The 9,010-nt window shown below is 74.8% G+C and carries 11 protein-coding genes; 7 read left to right on the top strand and 4 right to left on the bottom strand.

Annotated elements, in window-relative coordinates:
* Positions 1–50: 50 nt before the first annotated feature.
* On the top strand, positions 51–419 hold the full coding sequence (locus JGS39_RS36865; protein WP_148016619.1) for a DUF8819 family protein: 369 nt from the start codon (positions 51–53) through the stop codon (positions 417–419).
* Positions 416–688 (top strand): DUF4031 domain-containing protein, encoded by a 273-nt coding sequence (locus JGS39_RS36860; RefSeq protein WP_219574122.1) that lies wholly within the window; start codon positions 416–418, stop codon positions 686–688. The genes JGS39_RS36865 and JGS39_RS36860 overlap by 4 nt, the downstream gene beginning before the upstream one ends.
* Positions 689–703: 15 nt before the next feature.
* Here JGS39_RS36860 and JGS39_RS36855 read toward each other — a convergent pair whose 3' ends face one another.
* On the bottom strand, positions 704–1,945 hold the full coding sequence (locus JGS39_RS36855) for a Cmx/CmrA family chloramphenicol efflux MFS transporter (RefSeq protein WP_219574126.1): 1,242 nt from the start codon (positions 1,943–1,945) through the stop codon (positions 704–706).
* 114 nt (positions 1,946–2,059) lie between these two features.
* The gene (locus JGS39_RS36850; RefSeq protein ID WP_236064227.1) at positions 2,060–2,731 is read right to left on the bottom strand and encodes an HD domain-containing protein; all 672 of its coding nucleotides are present in this window, start codon (positions 2,729–2,731) and stop codon (positions 2,060–2,062) included.
* Positions 2,732–2,833: 102 nt separating this feature from the next.
* Between JGS39_RS36850 and JGS39_RS36845 the strand changes: the two genes are divergently transcribed.
* The 4 genes from JGS39_RS36845 (at position 2,834) to JGS39_RS36830 (ending at position 5,967) form a co-directional block, all read left to right on the top strand.
* The gene (locus tag JGS39_RS36845; RefSeq protein WP_219574121.1) at positions 2,834–3,490 is read left to right on the top strand and encodes a maleylpyruvate isomerase family mycothiol-dependent enzyme; all 657 of its coding nucleotides are present in this window, start codon (positions 2,834–2,836) and stop codon (positions 3,488–3,490) included.
* Between the two features lie 196 nt (positions 3,491–3,686).
* On the top strand, positions 3,687–4,436 hold the full coding sequence (locus JGS39_RS36840; RefSeq protein WP_219574124.1) for a LamB/YcsF family protein: 750 nt from the start codon (positions 3,687–3,689) through the stop codon (positions 4,434–4,436).
* Positions 4,433–5,089 (top strand): 5-oxoprolinase subunit B family protein, encoded by a 657-nt coding sequence (locus JGS39_RS36835; RefSeq protein ID WP_219574120.1) that lies wholly within the window; start codon positions 4,433–4,435, stop codon positions 5,087–5,089. Before JGS39_RS36840 ends, JGS39_RS36835 begins: the two co-directional genes overlap by 4 nt.
* Positions 5,086–5,967 (top strand): 5-oxoprolinase subunit C family protein, encoded by an 882-nt coding sequence (locus JGS39_RS36830; protein WP_219574119.1) that lies wholly within the window; start codon positions 5,086–5,088, stop codon positions 5,965–5,967. The genes JGS39_RS36835 and JGS39_RS36830 overlap by 4 nt, the downstream gene beginning before the upstream one ends.
* 10 nt (positions 5,968–5,977) lie before the next feature.
* On the opposite strand, the gene JGS39_RS41265 is transcribed toward JGS39_RS36830, so the two are convergent.
* Positions 5,978–7,135 (bottom strand): hypothetical protein, encoded by a 1,158-nt coding sequence (locus tag JGS39_RS41265; RefSeq protein ID WP_236064226.1) that lies wholly within the window; start codon positions 7,133–7,135, stop codon positions 5,978–5,980.
* A 149-nt stretch (positions 7,136–7,284) separates the two neighbouring features.
* Here JGS39_RS41265 and JGS39_RS36815 point away from each other — a divergent pair, with 149 nt between their 5' ends.
* Entirely contained in the window at positions 7,285–7,911 is a 627-nt protein-coding gene (locus tag JGS39_RS36815; RefSeq protein ID WP_219574118.1) for a GNAT family N-acetyltransferase, read from the top strand.
* Positions 7,912–8,237: 326 nt separating this feature from the next.
* Here the strand turns inward: JGS39_RS36815 and JGS39_RS36810 are convergent.
* A partial coding sequence (locus JGS39_RS36810) for an HAD-IC family P-type ATPase (protein WP_219574117.1) occupies positions 8,238–9,010 on the bottom strand: 773 nt, incomplete at its 5' end.

Genomic DNA, 9,010 nt, shown 5'->3' with positions numbered 1-9,010 from the left:
ATTGTCCACCTGCGCGCCGGACGCCCGGCGCGCAGGTGGACAATGGCTGCATGGAGCTGAACCCCCTGGAGCAGGCACTGCACACCGCCCGCGCACTGGTCATGGCCGATCTCGCCGCCGGAGACGTCGCCGAGGCGCAGATCGTCTCGCTGGTCGAGGACGCGGTCACGCACCGCCGCTGGTGGGTCGAGCAGTGGCCGGACGGGGTGGAGTTCGTCGTCGGTCTCGTCGCCCAGGACGTACAGGACGCGCTCCTGGAGCGGTACGGCCGCTGGCCGCTGTGCCCGGTGTGCGACGCGGGCGACCCGCATGCCCTGGACGTCGAGCCGGAGCTCGGGCCGGACCCGCACTGGGTCTGCACGAAGGCGGCCGTCGCCGTCGCCCCGGTCGGCTCGCTCACCGGGATACTGCGGCCGTGACCGTCTACATCGACCCGCCGGACTGGCCGGGCCACGGGCGCTTCTGGTCGCACCTGGTCAGCGACGCGTCCTTCGAGGAACTGCACACCTTCGCGGCGTCCATCGGCTGCCCGCCCCGCGCCTTCGAGCGGGACCACTACGACGTACCGGAAACACGGTACGAGGACGCGGTACGGGCCGGTGCCCGGCAGATCGGCTCCAAGGAACTGGTCCGCCGCATCACCGAAGCGGGCCTGCGCCGCCCCAAGGGCCGCCCCGCGCCGGGCTGAGGTCCCGTCCCCCGGTCAGCCGGCCGACGAGGGCGCGCACACCGGCGCGTCCTGCGCCGCCTCCCGCGACACCGCGGCCGGGGCGCCCGCCACCAGCCGGGACGAGGCGTTGCGGCTGCGCTGCAACCGCAGCGAGAGGACCACCGTCACCAGCGCCAGCACGGTCATCGCCGCCCCCGCCCACGCGGTGGCCTCGAAACCGAAGTCCATGTCGATCACCGTGCCGCCGAGCCAGGGCCCGCCGGTGTTGCCCAGGTTGAACGCGGCGGTGGTCGTCGCGCCCGCCAGCGTCGGGGCGGCGCCCGCGACGTTGAACATGCGGGCGTTCAGCGCCGGAGCCGTGTAGAACGCCGACAGGCCCAGCAGGAACGACAGCACGATCACGGCCGCCTGGTTCGACGCGAACAGCGCCAGCGCCGCCAGGAACACCGTCGATGCCGCGATCCCGCTCAGCAGCACTCCGAACAGGTGCGCGTCCGCGACCCGGCCGCCGATCATCGTGCCGATCAGCGCACCGATCCCGAACAGCGCGAGCACGGTCGGCACCCAGCCCGAGTCCAGCCCGGCGACGTCCGTCAGCAGCGGTGCCAGATAGCTGAACGCACAGAACACACCGCCTGCCGCGAGCGCGGTGAGCACGATGGAGAGCCACACCTGCCGGTCGCGGTAGATGGTCAGCTCCCGCTTGAGCTGCGGCTTCTCGTCCGGCAGCGGGATGCGGGGAATCAGCGTCGCCACTCCTGCCAGCGCCACGGCGGAGGCCGCGCCGACCGCCCAGAACGCCGACCGCCAGCCCAGGTTCTCGCCCAGGAAGGCGCCCAGCGGCACCCCCAGCACGTTCGCGATGGACAGTCCGCCGATCATCACGGCCATCGCGCGGGCCCGGGAGTTCACCGGCACCATCGCGATGGCGACGGCCGCCCCGACCGCCCAGAACCCGGCGCACGCGAACGCGCTGATCACCCGGGACGCGAAGAGCACCTCGTACGTCGGCGCGAGCGCGCCCGCGACCTGGCCGAGGCCGAAGACGGAGATCAGCGCGATGAGCGTCGTGCGGCGTGGCAGCCGGAGCGTGGCCACGGCCAGCAGCGGGGCGCCGACCACCATGCCGATCGCGAAGGCGGATATGAGGAGCCCGGCCCGTGGGATCGACACGTTCATGTCATCGGCGATGGGTGGCAGCAGCCCGGAGAGCATGAACTCGCTGGTACCGAGTGCGAAGACCGAGAGGCCGAGGATGTACACGGCCAGGGGCATGCGGGAGCGGCGAGCGGCAGAGTCGGGCATGACAGGTGCCAACAGCGAAACGGTCCTGCGCATTCCCCGGCGCGCACTGGCGCATCCCCCGCCCCGCTGCGGCGCCGGCCGAGCTCAGTGCGTGAGCAGCTCCAGCTCCGTGGCCAGATTGTGCCGGGCCCGCGCCTCCCACTCCGCTGCCCCGTGCGGCGTACGGAACAGCCGCGGCAGCTCCAGAAGCTGCCGCAGCACCGCCGCCCGGCCCTCCCGGAACGCCTCGTCGGGCACGAATCCGTACTCCTCGCGCACCCGGGCCGCGTACTCCGCGTACTCCTTGGGCGACGCCGCGAGGATCGCGAGGTCCGCGTCGCACAGGGCCTCGCCGTTCGTGTCGCCGGCGGCCGGGTCGTGCGTGACGGTGAGCCGGACCAGGCGGGCGACCTCGGCGGTGGTCGCGTCGGGCACCCCGGCCTCCGACAGGGCGCGCTCGGCGAGGACGGCGCTGCGCTCCTCGTTCTCGGAACGGTCCGGCCGGTAGACCGCGTCGTGGAACCACGCGGCCAGCCGTACCGCGTCCGCGTCCGCGGCATGACCGGCGAGCGTGTCGAGGTGGCCGAGGACCGCGGCCAGGTGGGCGGTGGTGTGGTAGCGCCGCTGGGGCTCGGCCCACCGCTCCAGGAGGTTGTCGGCGTACGGCAACGGGTCGGGGCCCGCATCGCCGCCCCGGGCGGCGACGAGGCACTCGTGCCAGCGGTCGCGGAGCGTGTCGGCCGCACTGCTGCGCGGGGCCGGGTCCATGTCGTCCATGCGCCGAGCCTAGGGCCTGGGACGTTCGGCGGCCGGTGTCCTTGTTCACCGCGGGCGGCGAATCCCAAGTCAGCCCGCGGCCGGGATGGTTGGCTTGGGGCCATGGCTGACGAACGCGATCCCGAACTGCCCGGTCTCCTCCTGCGCACGGAGCGGGACGCCCTTCTCCCGCTGCTGCGGTCCGCCGCGGACGGCGACTTCGCACTGCGCACCGCGTGCCCCGGCTGGACGGTGCGGGACGTGCTGGCCCACTGCGGGTCCGTGCTGAGCCGGGTGGTGGAGAGCCGCTTCGGCCCCGATGTGTTCAGCCCCGAGTGCAACGACCGGGACATCGCCGAACGCGCCGACTGGACGCACACGCAGATCGTGGACGAGCTGGAGCGGGGCATGACCGACGCCGGCCCGGCGATCGCCGCGGCGGGCGGGATCCTGGACGCGGTGGCGCTGGGGGAGTGGGTGCACGCGGGGGACGTACGCGACGCATGGGGGCTGCCCGGGGCGTACGAGGGCCCGGGGTTCCCGCACGCGCTCGGCCTCCTCGTTCCGCGCGCCCTGCGCCGCAAGGTCCCGCTGTTCGTCGCGGAGCTCACGGACAGCGGGCGGGAAGTGACCATCGGCGTGGAGCAGGAGGGACGGGCCCCCGGACGGTACCGGGGCGACGGAGCGACCCTGATCAGGCTGTGCGCGGGCCGCCCGCTGGTGGGGACGCGGTACGAGCTGGAGGGCGTACGGGAGCGCGAGCTCGGCCTCTTCGACTGAGCCGCCGGCCGAGACGCCGGGGCCCGGAGGCCATCTCGGGCGCTACCGTGCGGCCGTGACGAATACGACGAACCTGCCGGGCAGGGCGGACGGGCGGGCCCCGGTGGACGCACCGGCGCCGGTGGACGGGCACGATCCGGTGGGCGCACCCGCCCCGGTGGACGGGCACGACCCGCTGGGCGCGCCGGTCGCGGTCATGGACCTCAACGCGGACCTGGGCGAGGGCTTCGGACGCTGGACGCTCACCGACGACGAGGCCCTCCTCGCCTGCGTGACCAGCGCCAACGTGGCCTGCGGCTTCCACGCGGGGGACGCCTCCGTGATGCGACGGGTCTGCGACTCGGCGGCGGCCCGGGGCGTACGGATCGGCGCGCAGGTCTCGTACCGGGACCTGGCCGGCTTCGGGCGCCGCGCCATGGACGTACCGGCCGCCGAGCTGGCCGCCGAAGTGGCTTACCAGATCGGTGCGTTGCGGGTGTTCGCCGAGGCCGCCGGTTCCCGCGTCTCGTACGTGAAACCGCACGGCGCCCTCTACAACCGCACCGTCCGCGACGACGATCAGGCCGCCGCCGTCATCGAGGGCGTCCGGCTGGCGGGCGGGGACCTGGCCGTCCTCGGGCTGCCCGGCTCCCGGCTGCTCGCCCGCGCCGCGGCGGCGGGCCTGACCGCCGTCGAGGAGGCGTTCGCCGACCGCGCGTACACCCCGCAGGGCACCCTCGTGCCGCGCGGCGAGCCCGGCGCGGTGGTGCACGACGCGGACGAGGTCGTACGCCGCAGCGTGGGCTTCGCCGTCGACCGCGGCGTGACCGGGGCCGACGGAGGCCGGATACCCGTCGTCGCCAGGTCCCTGTGCGTCCACGGCGACACCCCGGGCGCCGCGGCACTCGCCCGGCGGGTGCGGGCGGCGCTGGAAGAGGCGGGCGTCGCGGTGCGGGCGTTCGCATGAGCGCGGCGGGACGGCCCGGCCGGCCGCTCGTCGTGCTGCCCGCCGGGCCCCGGGCGCTGCTGGTCGAGCTGGACGGCCGGGAGGCCACGGAGGCGTTCCACGCGGAGGTGCTGCGGCGCCGCGCGGCGGGCGAACTGCCCGGCGTCCGCGACATCGTGCCGGGCGAGCGGACGGTGCTGCTCGACGGCATCGCGCGGGACACCGCCGCGCTCGCCCGGGAGCTGCCGACCTGGCACATACCGCCACCGCGAACCGACACGGCCGCGGTGGTGGAGCTTCCCGTGGTGTACGACGGCCCGGACCTCGCCGATGTCGCCGAGGCCTGGGGCGTCACCGCCGCAGAGGTGCCCCGCATCCACGCCGGAACCGAATTCCGGGTCGCATTCTGCGGGTTCGCCCCCGGCTTCGGCTACCTGACCGGCCTGCCGGACCACCTCCACCTGCCGCGCCGGGCGACACCGCGCACCCGGGTCCCGGCGGGTGCGGTCGCGCTGGCCGGCCCGTACACCGGGGTGTACCCGCGCCCGTCCCCCGGAGGCTGGCAGCTCATCGGCCGGCTCCCGGACCCCGGCCCGCTCTGGGACCCGCACCGCGAACCGGCCGCGCTGCTGGGGCCGGGCGCGCGGGTGCGGTTCGTAGAGGCGGCACGGTGACGGCGTCCGTGCGGCCCGGGGCCGTCGAGGTAGTCCGCGCCGGGGCCCTGACCACCGTGCAGGACGAGGGCCGCGCCGGACTGGCCCACCTGGGCGTCGGACGGGCGGGCGCCCTCGACGCACCCGCCGCCGCGCTCGCCAACCGGCTCGTCGGCAACCCGGTCACCGCGGCCGTCCTGGAGACGACCGTCACCGGCTGCGCCGTCCGCCCGGACCGTGCGGTGCGGGTGGTCGTCGGCGGTGCGCCGTGCCGGGTGACGGTGGACGGGCGGCCGGTGGCGTGGGGCGCCGCGGTGCACGTGCCGGCGGGTGCGGTGCTGGACGCGGGGCCCGCGGTGCACGGACTGCGCAGCTATCTGGCGTTCGCGGGCGGTGTGGCGGCGGATCCGGTGCTCGGCAGCAGATCCGCCGACCTGCTCTCCGGGCTGGGCCCGGCACCCCTGAGCGCCGGGGACGTACTGCCGCTGGGCCCGCCTCCGCAGGCCGGCGCCCCGCCCGCCGACGCGGTGCCGTGGCCCGGCGCGCCCGGCGGGCTCGTGCTCCCGGTGCACTTCGGCCCCCGCCACACCTGGTTCACGCCCGCCGCCCTCGTCACGTTCACCACCCGGGCGTACCGCGTCGGCGCGCAGAGCAACCGCATCGGCCTGCGCACCGAGGGCCCGCCGCTGGAGCGGGCCCGGGCCGGGGAACTGCCCAGTGAGGGCATGGTGCTCGGGGCCGTCCAGGTCCCACCGGACGGGCGCCCGGTCGTGTTCCTCAACGACCATCCGACGACGGGCGGTTACCCGGTGGTGGGCGTCGTCCCCGAACCGGCGCTGGCGGCTGCCGCCCAGGCGGGGGCTGGGACGGTGGTGCGGTTCGTACGCGCCGGGAGGTGAGCGCCGGCGGTCATGTCGTGGCGGGCAGCCCGAAGTGGTCGGCGATGATCCGCATCGTGACGGCGCCGTCGGCGTTGAAGCCGGGATCGGCCTCGTACGCCGGGGTCTCCCGGCCTATGATCCCGGCGGCCAGCAACTCCCCTACCAGCAGATCTCCGTGGCGCTGCGTCTCCCGGCCCCGGCCGACGTTGAAGTACGTCCGCTCGAATCCGCCCCGGCTGTTCTGGAACTGGAAAGGGTGGTCCTCGCAGTGCTGAACGCTGTAGTGCCGCCCGTTCGAGCAGGTGCACGCGGGTGTGCCCGACAGGAAGACCGTCTCGACCCGGTCCGGTCCGCCGAAGCGCTCGTCGTAGCGGAATCCGGTGAGGAAGCCCGCCAGCTGGGACACCTCTCCGCCGCGCACGGCCGCCGCGTCCCACGTCACCCACGCCCAGCCGTCCGACTCGCCCTGCGTACGGGCCGGGTACCCGGCGTCCGCGCAGGCGGCGGCCAGCTCGGTCACATCGATGCCACGGGCGTGGACGGCGTACGTCCCCGGGGCGACGACCGGGCGCGCCTCGCCCACCTCGCCCACCGCGCCCACCGGCTCCGTGGCGACGGGCGGCACGGCGAGCGGCGAGGGGTCGCGCGGCAGGGCGGCCAGTGGCGGGGAGGGCAGGCCGAAGGCGTCGGCGATCGTCCGCACCAGCCGCAGCTCGTCGGCGTCCTCGTGCTCGGAGCAGTCGTGCACGCCGTCCTTCCACTCCTCGCACTCCGCCGCCGGGCCTATCACGCCCGCCGCGAACAGCTCGGCCGACAGATGGTCCGGGTTGTCGCCCACCCGCTGCTGTCGGTAGTCCTCGAAGCTGAAGAAGAGCGTCGTGCGCCCGTCGCGGTAGTACGCGAAGTGGGGGCCGTGCGCCTTCGCGCTGCACGGCTCGGTCACGAAGACGACCACTTCCGCCCCCTGCGGGCAGAGCCGTCCGTAGTCGACCTCTTCGTAGTCGGTGTCCTCCGCCACGTTGATCATGTCGTGCACTGCCCACGCCCAGCCGTCCGCCTCGCCCTGGGCGAGCGGCTCGCGGTTCTGCTCGCGCAGCCCCTCGAAGAAGACGCCGGCGGGCAGGCCCCGGGCGAAGACGAGGTTCACATCGCGGCCGGGGAACGTGTCGTGCAGCCATGTCGTCATGGATCCGATGGTAGGCGCGGCCACTGACAACGCTGCTGCCCAGAAGCCCTGTTGCCGCGCCTTCGGCCCGGCCGAAATCGCACGACAGGGCCGCTCGGCCTCTGGGAGGCTGCCCAGGACACTCCGTACGGCGACTGGATGGGTGAGCGATGGCTTTCGTGCTGGAAGGGCCGGTTCTGGAGGGCGCGCGCGTGCGCCTGGAGCCGCTGGGGCACCGTCATGCGGAGGACCTCGCGGTCGCCGCGGAAGAGGACCGGAGTTCCTACCAGTTCACGTGGGTGCCCCGCGCCCACGAGGTCGAGGAGTACTTCGAAGCCCAGTTCGTCCGTACCGCCACCGGGAAGCTGTTCCCGTACGCGCAGATCGACCGGGCGTCCGGTCGCGCGGTCGGCGTCACGGCGTACTGGGAGCCCCGGCACTGGCTGGACGAGGACACGCTGAGCGCGATCGAGGTCGGCTTCACCTGGCTCGCCGCCTCCGCCCAGGGGTCGGGGATCAACGCCGAGGCCAAGTACCTGCTGTTCCGGCACGCGTTCGAGGCATGGGACGTGGCACGCGTCGACCTGAAGACGGACGCCCGCAACAGCCGATCCCGCGCCGCGATCGAAGCGGCGGGCGCGAGCTTCGAGGGTGTGCTGCGGAACTGGTCCCGGTCGTGGGCGCCGGGCGAGGACGGGAGCCTGCGGGATTCGGCGATCTTCTCGATCACGGCGGACGAGTGGCCGGCGCGCCGGAAGGCGCTCGAAGAGCGCATCGCGCGCGGCAGCGGGGCCTGAGTCACCGGGCGGGTCCCGCACGCGCCTTGTGGGCCCTGGTCCACCGGGCGGGTCCCTCGCGCGCGGCAGCGGGGCCTGAGTCACCGGGCGGCTCTCGCGCGCGCCTTGTGGGCCCTGGTCCACCGGGCGGGTCCCTCGCACGCGCCTGTGATGACCGCGTAGAGGCCGGGGCTCTTGGCCGGGCGGGCGACGTCCCTCGCGCGCGCCGGTGGGGCCTGCCCGCCCGCGGCCCCCGCTGAGGGATCGGGGCGGGACCCTCGCACGCGCCTGTGGGGCCCGCCCGCCCGGACCGGCCCCACAGGCGCGTGCCGCGTGCGGCCGGTGCCCTACGCCGCCGCCCGGAACCCGCGCAGCCGCAGCGAGTTGCCGACCACGAACACCGAGGAGAACGCCATCGCGGCCCCCGCGATCATCGGGTTCAGCAGGCCCATCGCGGCCAGGGGCAGCGCCGCCACGTTGTAGGCGAAGGCCCAGAACAGGTTCGTACGGATGGTGCCGAGCGTCCGGCGCGACAGCCGGATCGCGTCCGCGGCGGCCCGCAGGTCCCCGCGTACCAGGGTCAGGTCACCGGCCTCGATCGCCGCGTCCGTGCCCGTACCCATGGCGAGGCCCAGGTCGGCCTGGGCGAGCGCGGCGGCGTCGTTCACCCCGTCGCCGACCATAGCGACCGAACGCCCCTCGCCCTGGAGGCGCTTGACGACGTCGACCTTGTCCTGCGGCATGACCTCCGCGTACACCTCCTCGATGCCGACCTCGGCCGCGACCGACTCCGCGACCGCCCGGTTGTCGCCGGTCAGCAGGATCGGCTTCAGGCCGAGCCGGCGCAGCCGCCGGATCGCGTCCGCGCTGGTGTTCTTCACCGCGTCGGCCACCTCCAGGACCGCACGCGCCTCACCGTCCCAGGCGACCGCGATCGCGGTACGGCCGGCGGCCTCCGCCTCGGCCTTGCGGCGGGCCAGCTCCACGGGCAGGCGGATCTCCCATTCGGCCAGCAACTGCTCGCGGCCCACCAGGACCGCGTGGCCCTCGACGATGCCCTGGACGCCGAGTCCGGGGATGTTGGCGAAGTCCTCGGGGGCGGGGAGTGCGGTGCCGGTGC

It is taken from the genome of Streptomyces poriferorum, from assembly GCF_019399235.1.
Classification (GTDB): domain Bacteria; phylum Actinomycetota; class Actinomycetes; order Streptomycetales; family Streptomycetaceae; genus Streptomyces; species Streptomyces poriferorum.
The sequence above is the reverse complement of the archived record's forward strand: the minus strand, read 5'-3'. Positions and strand labels throughout refer to the sequence as shown.